The organism is Clostridium aromativorans (assembly GCF_020908015.1).
In the GTDB taxonomy this organism is placed as follows: Bacteria; Bacillota; Clostridia; order Clostridiales; family Clostridiaceae; genus Clostridium_B; species Clostridium_B aromativorans.
Genome location: NZ_JAJJPB010000027.1, coordinates 19,438 through 41,228, shown reverse-complemented (window position 1 = coordinate 41,228; position 21,791 = coordinate 19,438). Strand labels below are relative to the sequence as shown.

At 33.0% G+C, this 21,791-nt stretch carries 21 protein-coding genes and 2 riboswitches; of the genes, 9 read left to right on the top strand and 12 right to left on the bottom strand.

Annotated elements, in window-relative coordinates; all coding sequences use genetic code 11:
- The 3 genes from LN736_RS15775 to LN736_RS15765 form a co-directional block, all read right to left on the bottom strand.
- A partial coding sequence (locus LN736_RS15775) for an NAD(P)/FAD-dependent oxidoreductase (RefSeq protein WP_229981950.1) occupies positions 1-750 on the bottom strand: 750 nt, incomplete at its 3' end.
- Between the two features lie 107 nt (positions 751-857).
- Positions 858-1,232, bottom strand: a complete 375-nt coding sequence (locus tag LN736_RS15770) for a GrdX family protein (RefSeq protein WP_150358798.1) — start codon at positions 1,230-1,232, stop codon at positions 858-860.
- A gap of 72 nt (positions 1,233-1,304) precedes the next feature.
- Positions 1,305-1,361: riboswitch (glycine riboswitch) on the bottom strand.
- Positions 1,362-1,363: 2 nt separating this feature from the next.
- A riboswitch (glycine riboswitch) is annotated at positions 1,364-1,464 on the bottom strand.
- Between the two features lie 269 nt (positions 1,465-1,733).
- Positions 1,734-2,459 carry an ATP-binding protein gene (locus LN736_RS15765; protein ID WP_179977635.1) on the bottom strand — a complete coding sequence of 242 codons (726 nt, stop codon included), beginning with the start codon at positions 2,457-2,459 and terminating at the stop codon, positions 1,734-1,736.
- 110 nt (positions 2,460-2,569) lie between these two features.
- Between LN736_RS15765 and LN736_RS15760 the strand changes: the two genes are divergently transcribed.
- Together LN736_RS15760 and LN736_RS15755 are read left to right on the top strand one after the other, a co-directional pair.
- Positions 2,570-3,247 (top strand): Crp/Fnr family transcriptional regulator, encoded by a 678-nt coding sequence (locus tag LN736_RS15760; protein ID WP_150358800.1) that lies wholly within the window; start codon positions 2,570-2,572, stop codon positions 3,245-3,247.
- 642 nt (positions 3,248-3,889) lie between these two features.
- The gene (locus LN736_RS15755; protein ID WP_150358802.1) at positions 3,890-4,717 is read left to right on the top strand and encodes a methyl-accepting chemotaxis protein; all 828 of its coding nucleotides are present in this window, start codon (positions 3,890-3,892) and stop codon (positions 4,715-4,717) included.
- 172 nt (positions 4,718-4,889) lie between these two features.
- Here LN736_RS15755 and LN736_RS15750 read toward each other — a convergent pair whose 3' ends face one another.
- Positions 4,890-5,900 carry an asparaginase gene (locus LN736_RS15750; protein WP_150358803.1) on the bottom strand — a complete coding sequence of 337 codons (1,011 nt, stop codon included), beginning with the start codon at positions 5,898-5,900 and terminating at the stop codon, positions 4,890-4,892.
- A gap of 211 nt (positions 5,901-6,111) precedes the next feature.
- Between LN736_RS15750 and LN736_RS15745 the strand changes: the two genes are divergently transcribed.
- Both LN736_RS15745 and LN736_RS15740 read left to right on the top strand, forming a co-directional pair.
- On the top strand, positions 6,112-6,741 hold the full coding sequence (locus LN736_RS15745; protein ID WP_268253928.1) for a GNAT family N-acetyltransferase: 630 nt from the start codon (positions 6,112-6,114) through the stop codon (positions 6,739-6,741).
- A 52-nt stretch (positions 6,742-6,793) separates the two neighbouring features.
- The gene (locus tag LN736_RS15740; protein ID WP_150358246.1) at positions 6,794-7,708 is read left to right on the top strand and encodes a DUF2156 domain-containing protein; all 915 of its coding nucleotides are present in this window, start codon (positions 6,794-6,796) and stop codon (positions 7,706-7,708) included.
- Between the two features lie 159 nt (positions 7,709-7,867).
- Here the strand turns inward: LN736_RS15740 and LN736_RS15735 are convergent, their stop codons facing one another.
- Positions 7,868-9,253 carry an ATP-binding protein gene (locus tag LN736_RS15735; protein WP_229981949.1) on the bottom strand — a complete coding sequence of 462 codons (1,386 nt, stop codon included), beginning with the start codon at positions 9,251-9,253 and terminating at the stop codon, positions 7,868-7,870.
- 162 nt (positions 9,254-9,415) lie between these two features.
- Here LN736_RS15735 and larE point away from each other — a divergent pair, with 162 nt between their 5' ends.
- Positions 9,416-10,234, top strand: coding sequence for an ATP-dependent sacrificial sulfur transferase LarE (gene larE, locus LN736_RS15730; protein WP_150358244.1), 819 nt, complete (start codon positions 9,416-9,418; stop codon positions 10,232-10,234).
- 67 nt (positions 10,235-10,301) lie between these two features.
- Here the strand turns inward: larE and LN736_RS15725 are convergent, their stop codons facing one another.
- Positions 10,302-10,901 (bottom strand): nitroreductase family protein, encoded by a 600-nt coding sequence (locus tag LN736_RS15725; RefSeq protein ID WP_150358243.1) that lies wholly within the window; start codon positions 10,899-10,901, stop codon positions 10,302-10,304.
- Between the two features lie 174 nt (positions 10,902-11,075).
- On the opposite strand from LN736_RS15725, the gene LN736_RS15720 reads away from it, so the two are divergent.
- The 4 genes from LN736_RS15720 (at position 11,076) to LN736_RS15705 (ending at position 14,488) form a co-directional block, all read left to right on the top strand.
- Positions 11,076-11,765: a response regulator transcription factor gene (locus LN736_RS15720; RefSeq protein ID WP_150358242.1), complete on the top strand. Its 690-nt coding sequence runs from the start codon at positions 11,076-11,078 to the stop codon at positions 11,763-11,765.
- 87 nt (positions 11,766-11,852) lie between these two features.
- Entirely contained in the window at positions 11,853-12,770 is a 918-nt protein-coding gene (locus LN736_RS15715; RefSeq protein ID WP_229981948.1) for an ATP-binding cassette domain-containing protein, read from the top strand.
- Positions 12,770-13,564 (top strand): ABC transporter permease, encoded by a 795-nt coding sequence (locus LN736_RS15710; RefSeq protein ID WP_229981947.1) that lies wholly within the window; start codon positions 12,770-12,772, stop codon positions 13,562-13,564. Before LN736_RS15715 ends, LN736_RS15710 begins: the two co-directional genes overlap by 1 nt.
- 108 nt (positions 13,565-13,672) lie before the next feature.
- Entirely contained in the window at positions 13,673-14,488 is an 816-nt protein-coding gene (locus tag LN736_RS15705; RefSeq protein ID WP_229981946.1) for a sensor histidine kinase, read from the top strand.
- A 38-nt stretch (positions 14,489-14,526) separates the two neighbouring features.
- Here LN736_RS15705 and asnB read toward each other — a convergent pair whose 3' ends face one another.
- The 6 genes from asnB to LN736_RS15675 all read right to left on the bottom strand — a co-directional run bounded on the left by asnB (position 14,527) and on the right by LN736_RS15675 (position 21,770).
- The gene (gene asnB, locus LN736_RS15700) at positions 14,527-16,368 is read right to left on the bottom strand and encodes an asparagine synthase (glutamine-hydrolyzing) (RefSeq protein ID WP_229981945.1); all 1,842 of its coding nucleotides are present in this window, start codon (positions 16,366-16,368) and stop codon (positions 14,527-14,529) included.
- Positions 16,369-16,506: 138 nt separating this feature from the next.
- Positions 16,507-18,162 (bottom strand): glutamine--tRNA ligase/YqeY domain fusion protein, encoded by a 1,656-nt coding sequence (locus LN736_RS15695; protein WP_150358238.1) that lies wholly within the window; start codon positions 18,160-18,162, stop codon positions 16,507-16,509.
- A 337-nt stretch (positions 18,163-18,499) separates the two neighbouring features.
- Entirely contained in the window at positions 18,500-19,162 is a 663-nt protein-coding gene (locus LN736_RS15690) for an aspartate/glutamate racemase family protein (RefSeq protein ID WP_229981944.1), read from the bottom strand.
- Positions 19,163-19,188: 26 nt separating this feature from the next.
- Entirely contained in the window at positions 19,189-20,130 is a 942-nt protein-coding gene (locus LN736_RS15685; RefSeq protein ID WP_229981943.1) for an aminopeptidase, read from the bottom strand.
- Between the two features lie 18 nt (positions 20,131-20,148).
- Positions 20,149-20,820 (bottom strand): AroM family protein, encoded by a 672-nt coding sequence (locus LN736_RS15680; protein ID WP_150358236.1) that lies wholly within the window; start codon positions 20,818-20,820, stop codon positions 20,149-20,151.
- Positions 20,821-20,837: 17 nt separating this feature from the next.
- Positions 20,838-21,770 carry a DUF1177 domain-containing protein gene (locus tag LN736_RS15675; RefSeq protein ID WP_150358235.1) on the bottom strand — a complete coding sequence of 311 codons (933 nt, stop codon included), beginning with the start codon at positions 21,768-21,770 and terminating at the stop codon, positions 20,838-20,840.
- Positions 21,771-21,791 lie beyond the last annotated feature (21 nt).

Below are 21,791 nucleotides of genomic sequence, written 5' to 3'. Positions count from 1 at the left end.
TACCTTCCCCTGAAACAGCTGTGATATAGGTTCATATCCTACAAATACAAAGCATCCGTCTACTTTCAAATTCCTGGTTTCACCTGTAATCTTGTTCTTTATAAGTAATCCTTCCAATATTTCATCCCCTACAGCTTCTTCCACAATGGAATTCCATATAAATTTTATTTTAGGATTGTGAAAAGCCCTGTCCTGCAGAGATTTTGTCGCCCTAAGGGCATCTCTCCTGTGTATGACTGTAACGCTCTCTGCAAATTTTGTAAGGTAAATAGCTTCTGTAATGGCTGAATCTCCACCTCCCACTACTGCTACATCCAGGTCTGTAAAGAAATCCGCATCACAGGTTGCACAATAGGAAATTCCTCTTCCTCTCAATTCTTTCTCATTTTTAAAACCTGACAGCCTTGGATTTGCACCTGTGGCAATTATTATTGTCCTAGCTCTATAGACATCTTTTTTACTCTTTAAAACTTTAATTACACCCTCAATGTCAACATCTAATATCTCATCTTTAGCAAATTTTACACCAAAGTTCAAAGCTTGATTTTTCATTCTCTCGCTTAAACTCGTTCCCGTACAATTCTCAATGGAACCTGGATAATTCTCGAGTTCATCCGTTGTAGTTATCTGTCCTCCATATTTTGCCCTCTCTATCAGCAAAGTGTCCATTTTAGATCTCGCTGCATAGAGACCTGCCGATAGACCTGCTGGCCCTCCTCCAATTATTATGCAATCATATATATGTTCCATTTTATACCTCCTGACATTGTTAAAATACAAACAATTTTTTCTATTAAAGCACCCACTTATTTTAGTCTTACAACAGCTATAATTATACTCTTACCCCTATAAATTTATTAGAGATTATACTTTACTAAATCATAATCTATCAAAGAAAAATCATCTAATATCTTTTTACTCCAATGTGAAATACCATGATTTTTTAAAAATTTTTCAGTAGTGAGAATCCCCCTTTCTATATAGTTCAAGGACTTAATATCCACAGTATTTCCAACTCTTTTAGTTATTATGATAGTTCTATATGGAATTTCATTAGGCTTTATGCCACTTACAAGCGGATGGGTCAATAATATATGTTTCCCATGTATATAATCTCTAACTCTTTCCAATACATCTACAGTAGTGCCATTTATAAAATCTATTTTATATTTATCTGCCAGCTTCTCTCTACACATAGGATTATTAGTAACTACTATTATAGGTTCTATCATATTATTTTTTCCTTTCAAAATTTTCAGTTAAATGCATATAAAATTAAGGACAGGGTAAAAGAGTTCTCTTTTACCCTGTCCTTTTTACCTGAGAGATTTACTCCTTCGGTGCCAAAAGCTTTCCAGAGTTTCGTCCTTTTTCGGTCCTTTGGCCTGAGAGATTCACATTATTTAAGAGAAATAATACTTACTCCTTCGGCTATCCACTTAAGGATACTATAGAACAATTTCTACAGTTAAGTAGTCTTCAAAGAAAATTTCTATGAAACCTTTCTTTATATCTCAAGAAAAGCAGCCAATATGCAAAATCATTTTGCGTATTGCTTAAATTTCTACTTAATCTCCCGAAAAATTCATCCAACTTATAATTATTTTTTATTTACTTTAATTATATATTACCTCTGAATACTTTTCTATATATTCCAATAAGATTCTATATTCCATTTTTTTATACAATCTATAATATTATTGTATTAATATTAACAATGTACTTTAATATCATTATCTCTCTACAATATTTCCCTCAGTGGATATTATAACCTCTTTATAGGGAACTATTATTCCAGATCTCAACATTGAATTCTTAACCGCATTTACAATACCACTGCAGCAGGGCACTTCCATTCTCACTACAGTTATACTTTTTAAATCATTATTTTTTATGATTTCCGTAAATTTTTCTTCATAGTAATTTATATCATCCAATTTTGGACATCCTATCAGCACAATATGATCTTTAATGAAATCTTCATGAAAATTCCCATAAGCATAAGCTGTACAATCAGCTGCCACCAAAAGTTCTGCATTTTTTAAATAAGCTGCTTTAGGATTTATAAGTTTCAATTGAACTGGCCATTGTCTAAGTTTCGATATATTTCCTATATTTTCTCCACTCGTACTTACATGTATTTTTGATTTTGGAACCCTGTTTATAATTCTTGCTGCCGTTCCAGGGCATCCACAGGGCAGGTCAACTTTAAGATTCAGTTTTTCTTTTTTCTTCTCCACAACTAATTTTTCATCATAATCTTTACTTTCCCTTTCAATTATGTTTATTGCATCTACAGGACACTCTGGAAGACAATCTCCGAGCCCATCACAGTATTCATCGCCTATAAGCTGTGCTTTCCCGTTCACCAATTCTATGGCACCCTCATGACATGCATTTACACATAAGCCGCATCCATTACATTTTTCTCTATCTATATTAACAATTTTCCTCTTCATTTAAATTCCTCCCTTGTTTTTATGCCTTTATTATAATAAAATGAAATCATATAATCCGTATCTTATGTTACCATTATAAATTATAATCAATATTGAGGTTGAAGAAAATTATGAAAGACATATATGGTGCATTGAGTAACTGCATACTGATGAAAAATTTTTCAGAAAATGAAATCAAAAGCTTTTTAGGAAAATTTAGCTATACTCTTGTTTCCTATTCAAAGGGAGAAATCATAGCTATTGAAGAATCAACTTGCTCAAAAATAGGGATAATTACAAGTGGAACTCTGGAAGTACAAAAGATATTTTCTTCGGGAAAAGTCATTACTATAGGCAGTTTAAGAGAAAGTGACATATTTGGAGAAGTTATAATATTTTCCAATAGAAGCACCTACCCTGCAACTATAACAGCATCAAGAAGTGCATCTGTAATGTTTATATCAAAAGAGGACATATTGAAATTATGTAATCTGTTCCCTGTATTTCTAAATAATTTCATGTCCCTTTTATCTAATAAAATACTAATGCTGAATAAAAAGCTCAAAAATATATCCTATGAAACCATTCGCCAAAAAATAGCATCTTATATTTTAGACGAATATTACCACCAAAAGAGTCCAAAAATAACTTTAAGTTGTACTAGAAAAGAAATGGCTGAGCAACTTGGAATCCCAAGGCCGTCACTTTCAAGAGAACTTGTAAATATGAAAAAAGACAATCTAATAGATTTCAACAGAAACTCTATACTTATAAAAAATGTAGATACTCTGGAAAATCTATTGTTTTAACAATTAATAAAAAAGGGAAACGAAAAATTGTTTCCCTTTTATTTACTATTCTAGCATATTCCTCTTCCACATCCACCACATAATAACAATAATATTATTATTATTATTATTGAACTGCTTCCGCGTCCACGATCACAACATCTGTGTGACATAAAGACCCCTCCTTATTATCCTTAAATTATAATATATAATTTTAAGTTATCTTAATTTCTTATCTTTTGTCCTTTCTTTTTATTAATTAACCAAAATTCTTAAAACCAAAAGAATTATATTCAGCAAAGTATTAAACATTATTTACTAAATATATTTTACTTTTGTGCAACTTGACAGCTTCTACCTAGCACTTTCTTCCAAAATCACCACAGTCAATGCCACAACACAATATTAAAATTATTATTATAACCAATATTTCCTTTCCGCTTCCTCGGCTACCACAACTTCTACGTGACATAAAGATCCCTCCTTATCATCTTTAATAATTATATTATTAGGTACTCTTTTTTTTCATCATGTGTTCTATACTTTTATAATATTAATTAACTTAGCAAATGTGACTTTTATTTTCTAAAATAATTAAAAAATCCTTCCATTTGTGCTATTGTATAGTTATAGACAATATTATTAAAATTGGGGGAACCTATTATGGAAAAAATCGAAATTGAGAATAAACTTCAGCAGGCTTTTGAAACTTTAATGCCCTACATGCAGTATTTTTTTGATGATGAAATAGCTTTTACCATGTCAAATACTACTCACTTTATAAAAGTAGTAAATAGTAAAAACATAAACATGAACGCAAAAGCTGGAGATCCTCTTAGGCCAAAGGGGGCAGCCTATGAATGCATCAAAGCCAGAAAAGTCTATTCCTCTATAATTCCAAAAGAAACTTTCGGAATTGAAATAAAAGCCATAGGAATACCCGTAAGGGAAAATGAAAAGATAATAGGCAGCATAGTTCTTGTAAAAAGTTTAAAAAGACACTATGAATTCAAGGAAGTGTCTAAAATCCTATCAGAATCTATAGAAAATATCTCACATGCTTCAAGCATATTATCCTCTGGAATAGAAAACACCGTAAAATCCAATAAAGATATACTAGATGAAGTAAAAGATGCTTTAAATAAATCAGAAAATACAGATGAAGTGTTAAATTTTATAAAAAATATAGCTTCTCAGACCAATCTTCTTGGTTTAAATGCAGCTATAGAAGCTTCAAGGGCTGGAGAACAGGGAAAAGGATTTTCAGTAGTGGCAAATGAAATAAGAAAATTATCCAATTCAAGCAGTACCTCCATAAATGAGATAAACTCAACCCTGACTGAAATACAGAAATCTGTAAGCAATATATCAAAGGGAATTTCATCTACAACTGATACCTTTAAAAATCAACTGTCTCAAATACAGGAGCTGGATGCCTCAATAAATAGCCTGAGCACGTTAACAGACAAGCTAAAAGAATTATCAGAATAGTTTTTTGCTGCATAATTTTATATGAAAATAAGCTCTAGGATTTAGAACAATATTATATTTCCTGAACCTTAGAACTTATTTTCAGTAAAATCAGCACTTTACTTTATCTTTTAACATTCTAGGCAAAGTAAGTGCCATTATAAATACATATAATCTTCATGCCATATATACTTTAGATGTTTTTCTTCAAACTGAAATCTGGAAATATATCCCCTATTTTTTTCCCTACGTTATTTAAATTTTGCTGACTTTTATATTTGCTCAGCAGATTTTTTTCATTTCGATCCAAGACATTCAAATCTTCCAGGCATTTAATAACCGTAGGCCATAATGCTCTGGTATTGCCATCTTCTATCTTAATCGCTACTCCTAGATTCATATCTTTAATTCCAATACAATACACACCTTCTGCTCCAAACTTTCCAATAATTTTATCATTAGTATTTTTTATGAGATCAGTGCAAAACCCATCAGTGCCTGCTACCATCTCGGGAGCATTATTCATTGCCCTAAATACTCTATTTGCCGCCTTTTTATAACTTTGAGGGAGTCCATTACCACTGGCAATTCTGGAATAACCCAGTGCCATATTATACAGTGGCATTCCAAAAACAGGTACAGTACATCCATCTGTTCCTATAATGATGCTTTCCTCTTCTATGGAGCAAACTCTAGATATTATTCTTTTAATCTCCTTTTGAACAGGGTGCTCAGGTAAATTATAATCCTCCAGGCTATATCCCTCTAAAACACATACGGAGAGTATCCCAGCATGTTTTCCTGAACAATCCGTATAAGTGGGGTTTAATTTTATATGATCCCATAAAAGTTTTTTAGAATACTCTTTATTCAACGATAACGTAGAACCGCATAATAAATTATCTATTTTAAGTCCTAATTTTTTTAATATTTTTTCTACAGTCTTTATATGAAATTCTTCTCCATAATGTGAACCACACATTATGGATATTTCTTCATCTGTAAAAGAAAATTTCTCTGCTGCTCCCGACAATATAACTTCTAAAGTCTGTATTGGCTTTGCTGCAGAACGCATATAAGTTACTTTATGTGAATTTCCCAAACTACAGACAAGATTCCCTTTACTGTCCACTACTGCTATATCTGCTCTGTGAACACTTTCAACCAAAGATCCTCTTGTAACTTTAACAACTATTTCTGACATAAAAATTCCTCCACTAACTTAAATTATAATTAAGTATTCTACTCTAATTCTATTTTTCTTCTAATCCAAAAAAACTTTCACATATTATCAAAGTTCTCATTAATTCTATATTATAGTAAGCAAAAATATATTATAATATATAAAAGATCAATACCAATCAATTTATTTTTGATGGAATTTTACATAATTTATGGATTAGGATATAATAGTTATGTATAAAAAGCCATTATCTTTTAATTCTAACTTTTTACAAGAGGTGACATACATTTTGATTAAAGATCTGCTGAAGGGCTCTAAAGTAACACTTACTTCTTTCAAAGATTTTCACTTAGCTTCTTTAGAAACATGGTATAATGATATATATTTTCTAAGAAATTTTGACATGATACCTGCTTTCCCAAGAAGTGCTCAAGAATTAAATTCTACACTAAATAACTTAAGAGAATCCCAGGATAAATTTATGTTTGCAATAAATTCCATAGAAGATAAAAAAATAATTGGAATCACAGGTTTTGAAAATATATTATGGAATAATGGTGCTGCTACAATATATATAGGAATCGGCGAAAAAAATTATAGAGGCTGTGGAATAGGAATGGAAGCTTTATATCTAACTATGGAATTTGGCTTTGAAGAATTAAATCTTCACAGAATACAGCTCACTGTTATATCCTATAATAAACCCGCCATAAAGCTTTATGAAAAATTGGGTTTTAAAAAAGAGGGAACTTACAGACAATTTATCTATAGAGATGGAACTAGATATGACATGTATCTTTATGGAATATTAAGATCTGAATGGGAATCAACCATAAAAAATAAGAGGAGGTATCATCAGTAAAATAATAGTATTACACTATAATGTGTACCATCTATTAAACTGTAGAAATTTTATGCTTACATTTAAACCTATTACTATAGATGACAAAATAATCTTTGACAAATACTTAAATAAATACAATTTCAATACTTGCGAATATTCCTTTACCAGCCTGATCATATGGAAAGAAGGCTGTGATGTTCAATACACCATTTATGACAATGCACTTATCATAAAGAAAAAAGATTTCAATGAAAATTACTATTTTATGCAGCCTCTCGGATACACTGCATCAAACTTAAAAAATATAGTAAGAGAACTGCTGAAATACAAGGAAGAACATTCTATGCCTTACTTGTTCAAAGATCTCGAGCAACCATTTCTAGATGAATTGAAGAAAATTTACGGTGACAACATTCAGATAAGGGCCGACATAGATAATTTTGATTATATTTATGACTCCAGCAAACTCATAAGTTTATCAGGTAAAAAACTTCATTCTAAAAAAAATCACTACAACTATTTTGTGAAAACCTATGATTACAAAGTTAAAGACTTCTCTGAACCAGGTGTAAAAGACGACATTAAAAAAGCCGCTGAAAATTGGTATGAGAAAAACAATAAAGGCGACAGACATTTATTTTATGAGCTAAAAGGTATCAAAGAAATTGTGGAAAATATGGATTTTCTAAATTTAAATGCTATAGCAGTATATGTTGCTGACAATATAGCTGCCTTTACAATAGGTGAACGTCTGAATGACAATATGGGAATTATACACATAGAAAAGGGCTCCTCTTCCGTAAGGGGAGTATACACTTTTGTCAACAAAACTTTTGTGGAAAATTATCTATCCAATGTTAAATACATTAACAGAGAACAGGATTTAGGCATTCCCGGTCTCAGAAAAGCCAAAAAATCATATCATCCCGTAAAAATGTCAGAAAAATATTGTGTGAATTTTTCTGGCGCTATTATTTACAGCTGAGTGCATAACTATGCTTATGAACTTAAAATTTAATCTGATCTTTATATAAAAGGACAAAGTTTAGGGTTCAAATATAGCAGATTTCCAAATCAAGTTATTCTTAAGTTCAGATAAAGTTTGATAATTTTGAACCCTATTCCTTGTCCCTTAATCTCGGTGTTATTTCAAATCTTTATTTACTATCAAATTTTTTTGACATCCTTCCATCCAATCTACAAATTGTCTTGCAGTTCTTGCAGATCGTCCATTATACCAGCGTTCCCATTTAAGTGCTTCTCTATGAAGTTTTTCTCTATCAAAGCCTAATTTTCTTTTTTGGGCAATACCGTCTACAATCTGCAAATAACCAGTTTTATCTGGAGACGTAAATAGCACATTTATTCCAAATCTATCTGCCAATGAGAGTTTCTCCTGTACACTATCCTCTCCATGAACTTCATCATCAATATCAAAAGATGCCGCTCCCTTTCTGTCACTAAAATATTCTTTTACAAGATGTCTCCTATTGGAGGTAGCATATATCAATATATTTGAAGATCTATTTTCAAATCCACCCTCCAGCATTGATTTAAGTGCAGTATAGTTCTCTTCATTGTCTGAAAAAGCTAAATCATCTATAAATATAATAAATTTCTGAGGTTTGTTTTTTAATCTTCTTATTATCTCCGGAAAGTCCTCCAGATATGCTTTAGGAAGTTCAACCATACGCAGCCCTTTATTATAATATTTATTAAGGATGGCCTTAACCGTTGAGGATTTGCCAGTACCTCTATCCCCATGAATCAGCACGTTATTGGCAGGGAATCCACTTAAAAACTGTACTGTATTTTCCTCTACAATCTGATGCTCTTTTTCATAGCCAATAAGATCTGAAAGTTCAATAGAATCTGGATCTTCAATTCCTCTGAAATGTCCCATTCCATTAATATGTTCCCATACAAAAACCCTATATTTTGCAAACATGCCGCATCCATAAACATTGTGAAACTTTTCAAGATCATCAATACACTTGCTCCACTTGCTACTACAGTGAAAACTTTTTTCTATTGATTTTATGTGTTCAGGATAATTTTCTTCTTTAAATTCATCTTCCGCCTCCCATTGAGGAAATTTTAAAATCATTTCTTTATACACATCTTTATCAAAATGCTTCAGCAATTGTCTCTTTATATCAGAAGAAGTTAACTCAGCAGTGTTTTGAAGTTTTTCAAGATCCTCAGCTGCTGCATTCTTGATTATGTTTCTATTCCCTTTAAAATTTCCCTTCTCAGCTTCAAGTGAAAAAAAATTTTCACTAAAAATTATCTTGTCAATAATATAATCCTTTAAAGAAAAATATCCACTTTCTACTAGATTAAAGAAAAATTCATTGTATAAATTGGCCGTAGATTCCATATTGATTTTCCCCTTATCAATATATTCTACAAGTTTTTTTAAGCTGTCTATTACATTATCTTTAAGCAAATTTCTATAAATAGAAATGGAATCCAAAGTTAATTTTTCATATTTTATGTCGAAATCTGCTTCGTAATTTATGCTTTTCATAAATAGCCCCCTCCTATAAAACATTATTTATCTTTCATTTTAACACATTGGCCATCAAAACCACACGTATATAAATTAAAATTTGCAATTTATAAGCTCAAAAAATGAAAAATTATGTTATAATAAATATAAATAAAAATCATAATAAAGTAGAGGTTGATTATGAGTACAAAATTAACAATATTAGAAGAAAAACTTAAATCACTTGAAAGTGTATTAATAGCATTCTCCGGTGGAGTTGACAGCACATTTTTATTGAAAGTTGCACAGGACGTCCTCAAGGATAAAGTTATTGCCGTAACTGCAACTTCCTCTACCTATCCTAAAAGAGAATTAAATGAAGCCAAAAAATATGCAAAATCCATAGGAGTAAGACACATAATTATAGAATCAGAAGAACTTGATATTAAGGGATATTCACAAAATCCAGTGAATAGATGTTATTATTGTAAAAAGGAACTGTATTCAAAACTTAAAAAGGTTGCAGATGAAAATGGTATAAAATATATTTTAGATGGTTCTAATTTTGATGACATAGGTGATTACAGGCCAGGAATGAAAGCAGCCAGGGAGCTTGGAGTTATAAGTCCATTAAAAGAAGCCAAATTGACCAAACAAGATATTAGAATATATTCTAAAGAAATGGGTTTACCAACATGGAATAAACCTTCTTTTGCATGTTTATCTTCTAGGTTTCCCTATGGAAACGAAATCAACAGCAAGAAGTTAAAAATGGTGGAAGATGCAGAACAATTTCTACTGGATTTAGGTTTTAGGCAAGTTAGAGTAAGACATCACGGTGAAATTGCAAGAATTGAAGTTGCTCCAGAAGAGAGAACTAAATTTTTCAATTTGGATACAATGGACAAAGTTGGAAATAGATTAAAAGAACTAGGATTCACTTATGTTACTCTGGACATTTTAGGCTATAAAACGGGAAGTATGAATGCAGTACTAAAAAGAGCTGCACAACTTAAATAACTGTTGAAATCTATTGTAAAAGTAAAAGTGACTGCCTCAGAATTTTTTGAAGCAGTCACTTTTTAGTTTACTTAAACACCTTTATTCTATCCTTTAATGGCTTAATTTCTTTTTCTCCGGCTCCTGAAACTGGTTTTCCAAAAGGAAGCTGTGCAATTAATTTCCAATTATTAGGTATCCCATATGTTTTCTTCACCTCTTCGTCAATAAGTGGATTATAGTGTTGAAGTGAAACACCCAGACCTTCTATCTCCAAAGAAGTCCATATTATAAACTGAAGAATTCCAGAACCCTGCTGGGACCAAATAGGGAAATTATCCTTATAAAGTGGGAAATTCTTTTGAAGTTCTGATATGACGTCTTGATCTTCAAAGAATAAAACAGACCCATAACCTTTTCTAAAAGAATTGATCTTTTCTCCTGTCTTTGAGAAATTCTCATCAGGAACTATCTTTCTAAGCTCAGCTTCCGTAATATCCCACAATTTATCATGATTTTCTCCAAATAGCACCACTACTCTTGCACTCTGTGAATTAAAAGCAGAGGGTGAATTTTTTACCGCTTCTTGAACTACTTCTATTATTCTATCCTCAGGCACAATTTTTTTCTTATCTATACCATATATGGTTCTTCTATCTTTAACTGCCTCATAAAAATTCTTACTCATATTATATACCTCCAATTTAATAATTATTATCTGTTGATATAAATTATACACTATCTGTCTAAAAATTCAATACATATAAGTAAAATTTTTCTTTATTTGCATAATTGATTTAAAAAATATATTTATTCTACTATAATGTAATTTGTAAATATAATTTTCAGAAAGGTGATTACCATGGGAAACCCTATAAAAATATTAGTGGTAGAGGATGATGCTGATATTAATAAACTTCTCTGTCATATGCTGCAAAATTCAGGATACAATACAGTGTCCGCATATTCCGGAACAGAAGCCCTGCTGAATTTAAAAGATGAAAATTGGGATATGGTAATTCTAGATTTAATGCTTCCTGGATTAGCTGGTGAAAAAATTCTGGAGAAAATAAGAACAGCTAGAGAAATGCCTGTAATCATAATTTCGGCCAAAGGGGACACAGAAACTAAAATTCAGGCACTTAGAACAGGCGCAGATGATTATATAACAAAACCCTTTGACATAGATGAAGTCTCTGCTAGAATTGACGCCAATCTCAGGAGATATAAAAAATTTTCTAAAGAAGACAATTCTATATTAACTTACGGAGAAATTTCTTTAAATAAAGATACAAGAGAAGTGTTTGTAAATCAAGTTCCCATAAACCTGACTACACGAGAATTTGACATTTTGGAGCTTTTAATATCATACCCCAGAAAAGTATTTACAAAAACAAATATATTTGAAACGGTCTGGGGAGAAAATTATCTGTGTGATGACAATACAATAAAGGTCCATATAAGCAATTTAAGGAATAAAATTCACAGTGCAAAACCTCTCCATGAATACATACAAACTGTATGGAGCATTGGATACAAGCTTCAGGTATAATCTTTACACTTAATTTACCTTTCCTTTACCCTTGATTATCCATAAAATTTTACAATTGATATATTCTATAGAGAAGGGAGCATAGTTATGACCGATTATGTAGTAAAAACCACTGATCTCAGTAAAAAATACAAAAATAATTTAGTGGTTAACAATTTAAACTTAAATATTAAAAGAGGTAAAATCTATGGATTCATAGGAGAAAATGGAGCTGGTAAAAGTACAACCTTGCGGATGCTTACAGGGCTTTCAAAACCCACTTCAGGGAAAATAAATCTATTTGGATTTGATTCTGAAAATAAAATCAGCAATATAAGAAAGAGAATTGGAGCTCTGATTGAGTCCCCTGCATTTTATCCCAATATGTCCGCCTATGAAAACCTGGAGGCCTGCAGAATACAAAAGGGCATACCTGGTAAAAAATGTACCAAAAAAGTTTTGGAATTTGTAGATCTCTCAAACTGTGGTAAAAAGAAACTTAAAAACTTTTCAATGGGCATGAAACAAAAACTCGGCCTTGCCATAGCCTTGATTGGAAATCCTGAACTCCTGATACTTGACGAACCCGTAAATGGTCTTGATCCTATTGGTATTGTACAGATGAGGGAAAAGCTGAAAAAATTAAATAAAGACAAAAATATGACCATTATTATTTCCAGTCATATTCTGGGAGAATTATATCAGCTTGCCAGCTGTTTTGGAATAATTCACAGAGGAAAGCTTGTGGAGGAGCTGACCCTTAAAGCTTTGAACAAAAAATGCAGAAGAAGCTTGAATATAAAAGTAGATAATATCCAAAAAACTGCAGTAATCCTAGAAAGAAAACTCAATACAACCAATTTCACTGTACTTCCTGATAAAACCATAGCTCTATACGATTATATAGACAATCCCGGAAAGGTGTCCTCTATTCTTTCAAAAGAAAATATCACCATTGAACAGATATTAGCTACAGGTGAAAATCTGGAGAACTATTTTATAAATTTAGTAGGAGGGCTCAAGTAATGTACAATCTATTAAAATTTGAACTATATAAATTAAAATACAATACAGTTTTTAAAATATCGACGATAATTACGCTGTTTTTGACCTTCCTCGTCTTAAAACTATTTTACTCCCACTTGGACATAATTGTGATATTTTCCTTTATACACGGCCATGAAACCTTTGGATTTTTCATAAATAAATTTCACAATATATTCACTCCCACTGCTCTAGAATTTTTTAAATCCTCTTTTGGATTCAGCGTAATACTTATAATATTATCATTATTTCTCGTAGGCTCCTATATTATAAACGAATACAGCTATGGCACGGTAAAAAACACCTTGTCCTATGGACACAGCAGATCTAAAATATATCTATCCAAAATCATAATAATCTATCTATCAATTTTTATACTTCTCATTTTATTGTTGTTTCTGCCACTGGCAGCGGCGCTTATTTTAGGCTGGGTAAAATCCATTTCCGCTTACACTGCAGTAAAAATTTTTAAATATACCCTGCTTACATACTTGATTCTTATAACTTTGGCCAGCGCCTATACCTGTCTTGCAACTATAATAAAAAGTAAATCCATAATTATTGCCCTGGGAATGATACTTTTATTTGTAAATGCAGGTGGATTTTTAATCAACTTAAAATTTGACATATACACTCCCATCATCATGCTTATGAAACTTGGAAGTTTGAATTCCTCTCCATCGGATATTTGCAATGTAATATCAATTTGCACTATTATTATTTTAGTATCCCTGGGGCTTGGAATTATAACATTTAAAAATCAGGATATCAAATAGAGAAAGAAGGTGCTGTATACAATCTGGATAATATATGTATTAATATTTTGCATCTTATTTTTATTAGTATACCTGTTCTTTATAAAATTGCAGATAAGAAATATTACAGTGCAGCTCAGAAATTACAATGACAACAGAGTTCATAAAAAACTGGATATACCTCTTCTGGATAAAGATTTTGAAGATCTTGCCTTCACCATAAATGAACATATAGATATAAGTGAAAAAGCAAAATCTTTCCAGAGAAACTCCCAGGAGGAACTCAAAAAATCCATAGCAGATATATCGCATGATCTCCGTACACCACTTACTTCCATAAAAGGCTATGTTCAAATGCTGCTTTCTTCAAAAACACTTGAGCAAAGGCAAAGAGAGTATCTTGAAATAGTACTTAGGAAATCAAACTCACTGGAAGTTCTGGTAAGTGACTTTTTCCAGATTTCCATTGTAGAATCTCCCGAATACAAATTAGAACTGCAGCCGGTGAACATAAACAGCATTTTATATGAATCACTGGCTGACTTCTATTACAATTTTACCTCAAATGCCATTACGCCACATATAAAAATATGCCAGAAAAACATATCTGTCATGGGAGACAGTTCTGCTATAAGAAGAGTCCTCGACAATCTATTAAATAATGTAGTAAAGCACTCCCAAAATTGTGTTTATATAAATTTATCCAAAGATGAAAATTTAGCTGCACTTAATATAACCAACAGAGTTGATAAAATCAATAAAGATAATGTGGAACTTATATTCAACAGATTTTATAAAGCTGACAATTCAAGAAGCTCAAGAAGTACTGGCCTGGGACTGTACATAGCCAAAAGCCTCATGAATAAAATGGGAGGGAATATCCATGCAAGATTAAATAAAGACATGCTCTGCATATCCTGTGTTTGGAAGCTTTCAAAAAGCTGATGTAAAAAGAGATTACTGGCATTCAACCAGTAATCTTTTTAAAATTCTATCCTTATATTATAGGATTTGAGCCACACATTTACCTGAATCAGATATGCCAGCAGCTGAGGACCTCTCATCAGCTGTCCGAACCAGGGCTCCTTAAAAGAATCTCCTCCAGTTTCTATCAATGTCCTGACTTCTTTTTCATCTATCAGCGGAAGTATAGGTGAACTCTTGTCATTTATTATTAATTTCATCCACTTCTGAACTCTCTTTGTATATTCCGGGTTATGAGTTTTTGGATAAGGACTCTTTTTCCTGGTAATAATATCTTCCGGCAAAATTCCCTTCAATGCCTCCCTGAGAAGTCCCTTCTCCCTTCCTTTATAAAATTTTATATCAGAAGGTATATTAAAAGCATATTCCACTAGCCTGTAATCTGCAAAGGGAACTCTCACCTCAAGACTATTGGACATACTCATTCTGTCTTTTCTGTTCAACAAAGTGATCATAAACCACTTGATATTGAGATAAAAAAGTTCTCTCATACGTCGGTCAATTTTCGATTCTCCATCCAAATGAGGCACTTGTTTTATACTGTCTTCATACTGTGCGTTCAGATATTCATCCAGCTTAAGTGATTTCAAATCCTGTGACAAAATCTTTTTCCTCGCACTCACAGATTTCGACCAGGGAAAAGTATTAGCATTTATATCTTCTTCTCTTCTGTACCAGGGATATCCGCCAAAAATTTCATCGGCACATTCGCCGGACAACGCCACTGTATTGTTCTCTCTTATTTTTCTGCAAAAAAGATATAAAGAGGAATCTATATCCGCCATTCCGGGAAGATCACCCGCCATCACGGAATTATACAGCGTCTCTGCCAAATCCCTGCTGGTATTTATAACTCCATGATGATTACTCTCTATATATTCGGACATTTTCAACGCCCATACTTTATCTGAAGTTGGCTCAAAAGCATTTGCTTTAAAATATTTGTCATTGTCTTCATAATCAATAGAATAGGTATTTAGCACCTTTCCCTGTTTTTTAAATTCCGATGCTGCCACAGCAGATATGGCGCTGGAATCAAGTCCTCCTGAAAGAAAAGTGCAGACAGGAACATCTGCTACCAACTGCCTCTTTATGGCATCCACTAAAAGTGTCCTCACGTGTTCCGCTGTAGCCTCCACGTCTTCTTCATGGGCTTTACACTGCAGCTTCCAATATTCCTTCAATTTTAGTCCGTCTCTGTCATATATAAGATAATTAGCTGGAGGTATCTCATGTATATTCTTAAATATTCCTCCACCCAGGGATCTTGCAGGACCCAGAGCAAATATTTCAGTTAACCCCTCCCTGTCAACTACGGGTTCAATAAAAGGATGAGCTAAAATAGCTTTTATTTCTGAACCAAATATAAATGAATCATCTTTTATGGTATAAAACAGTGGTTTTACTCCAAGTGGATCTCTTGCCATAAACAAACTTTTTTCCTTTTCATCCCATATGGCAAAAGCATATATACCATTTATATATTTTAAACAATCTATCCCCCAGTGGATATAGCTTGTTATAAGTACCTCTGTGTCAGAATAGGAATCAAAAGAATACCCTTGTTCTACAAGCAGTTTTCTCAAATCCTCCGTATTATAAAGCTCTCCATTATACACAATTATATATTTTTTGTCATTTACTTTTTTTAACATGGGCTGAACGCCGCCAGTAGGATCTACAACTATCAATCTTCTGTGTCCTAACAGGGCGTTTTTTGAATAATAATATCCTTCACTGTCAGGTCCCCTGTTTTTTAACGTATTGGCCATATTTAAAATCACATCTCTATTTTTGGAGATATCTCTCTTTAAGTTAATCCATCCTGCAATTCCACACATAGAAGTCCCCTCCGAATAAATTATTAGTTTAAAGCTACTTATAATTTATGATTTAAAAATAGATATGTGCATAAATCTATAAATTTATACATATATCTATTTTAAACATTATAGCCAACTTTCCTCTAATAACAAAAACTACTTGATTCTAAAAGAGCTTTTAAGAGATACTATCCTGTTAAATACCAATTTACCATCTCTAGTACATTTAGGATCTACATTAAAGTACCCATGCCTAAAAAATTGAAATTTTTCCCCGGGCTTTGCATTTTTCATATCAGGTTCCAAAAATCCTTTTACAATTTCAAGTGAATTAGGATTTACATTGTCTAAAAATGAGTCATTTTCCTCTTCTGAATTATTCAAAATCAGGGGTTCATACAGCCTTATCTCCGCTGAAATCGCAGTATCTGCATTTACCCAATGAATTGTTCCTCTTACTTTTCTACCATCAGGGCTGTTTCCTCCCTTTGACCTGGGATCATAGGTACAGTGGAGTTCAGTTATGCTGCCATCTTTATCCTTTATCACTTCACTGCACTTTACAAAATAGGCACCTTTCAATCTGACTTCATTTCCAGGAAATAATCTGTAGTATTTTTTAGGTGGATCTTCCATAAAATCTTCCTGTTCAATATACAGTTCCCTGGAGAAAGGAACTTTTCTAACCCCTGCAGAAGGATCATCTGGATTATTTTCAATTTCAAAATTTTCACTTTTGCCTTCAGGATAATTAGTTATTATAACCTTCAAAGGATTTAAAACAGCCATAGTTCTGAGTGCTTTTTTTTCAAGTTCATCCCTTAAAAAATAGTCTAACATTTGTGAATCAACTACACTGCTGGCCTTTGCCACTCCAATTTCCCTGCAAAATCTGCGAATGGATCCTGAAGTAAAGCCCCTTCTTCTGAGACCCGCAATAGTTGGCATACGTGGATCATCCCACCCATCCACAAAATTTTCATCTACAAGTTTTTTAAGTTTTCTTTTACTCATGACAGTATTTGTCATATTCAACCTGGCAAATTCTATCTGTTTAGGTTTACTTTTCGTTTCGCATTCCCTTATTATCCATTCATAAAGAGGACGATGATCTTCAAATTCAAGGGTACATATGGAATGGGTAATTCCTTCAATGGCATCTTCTAGAGGGTGTGCAAAATCATACATAGGGTATATGCACCATTTGTCCCCGGTATTGTGATGTGATGCATGAACTATACGATATAATACAGGATCTCTCATATTTATATTGGGAGACAACATATCAATTTTAGCTCTCAGGACCCTCTCGCCATCTTTAAATTCCCCATTTTTCATTTTCTCAAATAATTCAAGATTCTCCTCCACTGTTCTGTTTCTATAAGGACTTTCCTTTCCTGGTTTTGTCAGTGTTCCCCTGTATTGCCTTATTTCATCTGAAGTCAAATCACATACATAGGCCTTCCCCTTTTTTATCAGAAAAATGGCATATTCATACATTTGATCAAAATAACTGGATGCAAAATGCAGTTCCTCCCAATTGTATCCCAGCCATTTTACATCTTCTTTTATTGATTTCACATATTCCGTATCCTCTTTTGAAGGATTAGTATCATCAAATCTCAAATTGGTTCTTCCATTAAATTCATCTGCTAAACCAAAATTTAGAACTATGGACTTGGCATGACCTATATGCAAATATCCATTTGGCTCAGGAGGAAATCTAGTTATTACTTCCTTATATTTACCTGACTTTAAATCTTCTTCAATTATATTCCTAATAAAATTTGATGAGCTGTTGTTATCTTCCATACGTACCCTTCCTTTTCTAAAACTTATTGATATTTTACAAAAATTCCTATTCTTATCGAATTTTCCATTTTATATACATTTAAAATTTTATAATACTTTACTTGATATTACCATACATCTCATGTATATTCAATAATAAGCCTTTATTTATCCCGCATTGCAACTTGTTGTGTTATATTTTATGCAATTATTATACAAGATATCATATAATCTGAGAAATTTAGTCCACCATACATGGTGCACTAAAAGAGGAGCCGCTCATAATTAGCAGCAGCTCCTCTTTATACACAACGACTTTATACTAAAGAACACCTTTGAAATCCTTTTTTTACTCGACTTAAAGATCATATACTTTTTTTATCTTTGATGCAATTGCCTCAAGTGGATCAGCAACTTTAATATCCACGCTGCTCCTTATTTCTTCTGCAATCTTTATATTAGACATTCCCGTACAGCATATCATTATACAATCACTGCCGCATCTATAAGCTTTTTTTGCAGAATCTACCACAGATTTTCTTCCTCTTTTAGAATTTAAATCTAAAGTGCTGTTTATATTCTCAGGATTATAATAATCAAAAAGATTATTTCCAAGTAATTCTTTAAGATGTTCAGTAGCTTCCGCAGTTATTCCAATTGCAATTATCTTTTTCCCAAGTTTAAGTGCTTTTTCTGAACACTCCCGGCCTGCACTTATTACAGGTATTTTAACTTCTTTCTCAACTTCTTTTAATCCCGGATCGGCACTGCAGCTGATAACTATTCCATCCGAATTTTCCTTCTCCATCTGCTTTGCAAGTTCTACTATTTTAGGAACAGCTGTATTTAGAGTTTCATCATCATGTATTCCAAACGGTTGATCTTTTATACATCTGCTCACAAATTCAATGCTTTCTCCAAACTTGCCATCTTCATCTATAATTCTAGCATGATTTTCAAGAGCATACTTATCCTTCAAGGTAAGTACTCTTATTATACCTATTTTAATTTTACTATCCACAGTTTAAGCCCTCCCCTATATTAAAATCAGATTACAAATTTTCCTTTACTTATTATCAAATTGTCATCCAAATAGAGATCCGGATTCAAAATTACACCATCTATATGACAATCTGCTTTTATAGTACCTCCAAAAGAAATATTGGTTCCAAAAGCAATGTGAACTGTACCATATACTTTTTCATCTTCAAGTATTATCCCAGTTACCTTCGCCATAGGATTTGTACCTATTCCAAGCTCTCCTACATTTGAATTTCTTTCATTATCAAACAGGAATTTAAATTTATCCGAGTCCTTTCCCTTCATTTTTTCAAGTTTTCCATTACTTATTTTCAAGTAAAGCAGCTCTGATAGTTTTCCAGCTCCAACCATACTCCCATCAATGACAATTTCACCTTCTGCAGTTCCTTCTACTGGAGCTATATAGGCCTCTCCAGAAGGAAGGTTTCCAGACATTCCACTCTTTCTATAAACCCCCGTACTAGGTATTCCATCTCTATTTTCGAGGCTCATGGTAAGAGTGTAGCCGTCTTTACATATCCTGGCAGTTTTTGCTTTTGTCAATAATTTTGTTATTTTTAACGTAAGTTTTTCCACTTCAGTATAATCTGCCATTATAGGACCTTGTGAAAACATTCTTTCACTTATTCCAGGCATGGTGGCAACCCTTGCACCATTTTTAACTGCATTTATCTTTGCATTTGTATGAGTCAGAGATTTATCCGTAACACATATTACCACATCGGAATTTCTCATGGCTTCTGCAATATTTCTAGGCGGCTCCTCTCCACTTACATCTCTTTCCTTCATAATTGCCAGCACTGCTTCTGCTCCTATATTTTTTGTTTCTTCATAGAGAGCCTTACCTATATTTAGTTCAATTTCATCTGTTACAATGAGAACATCTTCATCTCTTTTAATTCCAAGGCAATTATCAAGAACTATTTTACTACCTTTTTTTAAATTCAAAATACCATCCTCCCACAATCAATCAAACATTTCCGCTACAATTCTGCCAACCAAAGTTCTGGGCAATATAACAGGTTTTCCTGTTATCTCCCTCACCATAACTTTCATTTTCATGTTATATCCTATACAATCCATGACAATTATATCCACATCCTTTTCCTTCATGGAAAATGCAGCTTCTCTAATTTTATCAATGTCACTATAGGGTGATGCGGACACCACCTCGATATGTTTTCCGCTTTCCGACCACTTTTCATAACACTGCTTTATTTGATCCTTAACTGGAGTAAAAACACCTATCTTATTATTTGAAATCTTAGGTACCACAGAATGCAGTATTTTCTGGGGGTATATAAGAAGCTTGCTGGATTTGAATACATCAGGGAAGCATCCCGTACATATAAACACAATAATTTCTGCTCCGTTGTCTTCTAGTTCATATATGCATTTCTGTAATCTCTTCAATATATTTCTCTCCGCAAATTTTACGGAACTGCCATCTCTAAGTTTGGACACAAGTATATAATCGTCTTTTTCTATAATAAATCTGTCTATTTCATCCTTGGTAAGTCCGTCAAGGGCTCCAGCTTCCAGTATCTCTATGTTATTCCCGACTACAGCCTTTATCTCCGGAATAACATCGTTCCTGGGGGATTGTCCTATAGTTATAGCACCTATTTTCTTTTTCAAAACAATGTGCTCCTTCCCTATTTTCCCAAAGTTTGAAAATGTTTCATAAATCCATATTTACTTTCCATAATGTTTAATTCACTTTCATCAAAAAAGCTGCACTGTCCCTTGCCATAAGCTTTGGCAACTTCAATTACAAACCTGGCTGTTTCTTCTACATCACCAAAATGAATTGCTCCAGTTGCACAACCAGGTACAGATGACTCCGTAGTTATTGCAACACCAACTACAGGTGCACTTGTTGCAGTGGCAGGCTGAAGTATGCTGTTCATATGGTAAAGTCCATTTCCATAGGGTGTAATATCCTGCAGTGACAATGCAAAAACATAGGGAAGCCTTCCTGTAGTGATCTGCATTATATTTAAAATATCACTGCTCACCTTCAATATATAGCCATCCTTCACAGTAGGCGAAACGGCAAAACCCCTTGTATTTATTATACTGTTTCCCTTGGTCGTATCTACAGATAATATTGCATCCATTTCGTCATCAACTTCCATTTTATTAATTACAGACATCTCCACAGGGGAATCCATGAATGGCACCGGTTCATGCGGCTGTGTAGGGGCATCAGGACAAATATGAGTACATAAAATCACATCACCATCAAGATAATCACCTTTATTTTGCATATCCAAAATTCTGGCAGCTGCCGCCATAGCAGTCACAGCACCATCTGCATCTGAAACCATTCCAGTAATTTCAGGCCTTGCCCCTATTCCTCCCAGTCTTCCAAGTATGCCTATTGTAGGGGCATCCTTTCCTTTTGATTTTCCCTTTAATCCAGGGATTTTTACCTTGACAAAATCAGTTGAGCCTTTGTTTCCCTTTACTTTTTTAACCTGTATATCTTTTCCTCCATATGATTCCAGGTATTCTTTCACCATATTTCCACTGGCATCAGCTCTGTCTATAATGTCATTTATTTCTATAATTTGTTTTAATACCATTGATTTCATCCTTCTTTACAT

What these genes read in the sequence shown, in the direction of transcription:
- LN736_RS15770 (WP_150358798.1), bottom strand. Translation starts at nt 1,232, where the DNA reads ATGATAGAACCTATAATAGTAGTTACTAATAATCCTATGTGTAGAGAG.
- LN736_RS15765 (WP_179977635.1), bottom strand. Translation starts at nt 2,459, where the DNA reads ATGAAGAGGAAAATTGTTAATATAGATAGAGAAAAATGTAATGGATGC.
- LN736_RS15760 (WP_150358800.1), top strand. Translation starts at nt 2,570, where the DNA reads ATGAAAGACATATATGGTGCATTGAGTAACTGCATACTGATGAAAAAT.
- LN736_RS15755 (WP_150358802.1), top strand. Translation starts at nt 3,890, where the DNA reads ATGGAAAAAATCGAAATTGAGAATAAACTTCAGCAGGCTTTTGAAACT.
- LN736_RS15750 (WP_150358803.1), bottom strand. Translation starts at nt 5,900, where the DNA reads ATGTCAGAAATAGTTGTTAAAGTTACAAGAGGATCTTTGGTTGAAAGT.
- LN736_RS15745 (WP_268253928.1), top strand. Translation starts at nt 6,112, where the DNA reads ATGTATAAAAAGCCATTATCTTTTAATTCTAACTTTTTACAAGAGGTG.
- LN736_RS15740 (WP_150358246.1), top strand. Translation starts at nt 6,794, where the DNA reads ATGCTTACATTTAAACCTATTACTATAGATGACAAAATAATCTTTGAC.
- LN736_RS15735 (WP_229981949.1), bottom strand. Translation starts at nt 9,253, where the DNA reads ATGAAAAGCATAAATTACGAAGCAGATTTCGACATAAAATATGAAAAA.
- larE (WP_150358244.1), top strand. Translation starts at nt 9,416, where the DNA reads ATGAGTACAAAATTAACAATATTAGAAGAAAAACTTAAATCACTTGAA.
- LN736_RS15725 (WP_150358243.1), bottom strand. Translation starts at nt 10,901, where the DNA reads ATGAGTAAGAATTTTTATGAGGCAGTTAAAGATAGAAGAACCATATAT.
- LN736_RS15720 (WP_150358242.1), top strand. Translation starts at nt 11,076, where the DNA reads ATGGGAAACCCTATAAAAATATTAGTGGTAGAGGATGATGCTGATATT.
- LN736_RS15715 (WP_229981948.1), top strand. Translation starts at nt 11,853, where the DNA reads ATGACCGATTATGTAGTAAAAACCACTGATCTCAGTAAAAAATACAAA.
- LN736_RS15710 (WP_229981947.1), top strand. Translation starts at nt 12,770, where the DNA reads ATGTACAATCTATTAAAATTTGAACTATATAAATTAAAATACAATACA.
- asnB (WP_229981945.1), bottom strand. Translation starts at nt 16,368, where the DNA reads ATGTGTGGAATTGCAGGATGGATTAACTTAAAGAGAGATATCTCCAAA.
- LN736_RS15695 (WP_150358238.1), bottom strand. Translation starts at nt 18,162, where the DNA reads ATGGAAGATAACAACAGCTCATCAAATTTTATTAGGAATATAATTGAA.
- LN736_RS15675 (WP_150358235.1), bottom strand. Translation starts at nt 21,770, where the DNA reads ATGGTATTAAAACAAATTATAGAAATAAATGACATTATAGACAGAGCT.